Below are 1,046 nucleotides of genomic sequence, written 5' to 3' on the forward strand. Positions count from 1 at the left end.
TGGTCAGGGCGACGACTGCCGCGCCGTGCTCCTTGACCAACGTCATGATCTTGTGAAAACGCGATTCGGGGCCGGCGCCGTCCTCGTAGTTGACGGAGTTGACAGCGCAGCGGCCACCGAGGTGTTCGAGACCAGCCTGCAACACGGCAGGCTCGGTGGAGTCGAGCATGATCGGCAGCGTCGAGGACGTCGCCAGACGGCTGGCCAGTTCCGACATGTCGGCGGCACCGTCGCGGCCCACGTAGTCGACGTTGAGGTCGAGCATGTGTGCGCCGTCGCGGGTCTGGTCCTTGGCGATGTCCAGGCACTTCTGGTAGTCCGCGGAGAGCATTGCCTCACGGAAAGCCTTGGAGCCGTTGGAGTTCGTGCGTTCACCGATCATCAGGATGCTGGCGTCCTGCTCGAACGGCACCGCCGAGTACAGCGAAGAGGTACTCGGCTCGTGGATCGGGGTGCGCTGGGCCTTCTCGACCTGACGGACCGCGTCGGCGACCGCGCTGATGTGCTCGGGTGTCGTACCGCAGCAGCCGCCTACGAGGCCGAGTCCGAACTCGGAAACGAAACCACTGAGGGCTTCGGCCAATTCGTCGGCGGTCAGCGGGTACTCGGCGCCCTTGGGGCCGAGCTGCGGCAGACCGGCATTGGGCATGACCGACACCGGCAGCGTCGAGTACTTGGACAGGTGCCGGAGATGTTCGCTCATCTCGGCCGGCCCGGTGGCACAGTTCAGGCCGATCATGTCGATACCGAGTGGCTCGAGTGCCGTCAGCGCCGCACCGATCTCACTGCCCAGGAGCATCGTTCCAGTTGTCTCTACCGTCACGTGCGTGATGATCGGCAACCGCAGTCCGAGTTGCTCCATCGCGCGCTGACTGCCGAGAATGGCCGCCTTCACCTGAAGCAGGTCCTGGCAGGTTTCGACGAGGATGGCGTCGGCGCCACCGTCGATCATGCCGAGCGCAGCTTCGGTGTACGCGTCACGAAGGACTGAGTACGGTGCGTGTCCCAGGCTGGGGAGCTTGGTTCCCGGTCCCATCGAGCCGAGT

At 65.0% G+C, this 1,046-nt stretch carries 1 protein-coding gene; it reads right to left on the minus strand.

Annotated features, from left to right (window positions below; translation table 11 throughout):
• Positions 1 to 1,046, minus strand: a 1,046-nt coding sequence (locus QRN54_RS30455; RefSeq protein WP_285183843.1) for a homocysteine S-methyltransferase family protein, incomplete at both ends; no start/stop codon positions are given.

Source organism: Rhodococcus sp. MEB032, assembly GCF_030208925.1.
GTDB lineage: Bacteria > Actinomycetota > Actinomycetes > Mycobacteriales > Mycobacteriaceae > Rhodococcus_F > Rhodococcus_F qingshengii.